Annotated in this window: 1 pseudogene; it reads left to right on the top strand. The window is 53.4% G+C overall.

The window, feature by feature from the left end:
• Positions 1 to 208: pseudogene (locus FDX22_RS20630) on the top strand (DUF4153 domain-containing protein); the annotation flags it as partial.

Below are 208 nucleotides of genomic sequence, written 5' to 3'. Positions count from 1 at the left end.
AAGCATTGCAAAAAGACGATGCATTCAACAAAGACAGCAAGCGCAGGCGTGATTTAAATGCCATCCTGCGGGGGCATCGCGATCCGGTAAATGAGCTGACGGCAACGCAGTTAGCGCCGAAGGTGATGATTGCACCGGGAAGCAAGAAGCCCGATGACGCGTTTTGGTCGTTTTTAAAGGGGCAGCGCTACCGGATCGCCTCCTGTAT

The organism is Citrobacter sp. TBCS-14, from assembly GCF_005280805.1.
Lineage (GTDB): Bacteria > Pseudomonadota > Gammaproteobacteria > Enterobacterales > Enterobacteriaceae > Citrobacter > Citrobacter gillenii.
The sequence above is the reverse complement of the archived record's forward strand: the minus strand, read 5'-3'. Positions and strand labels throughout refer to the sequence as shown.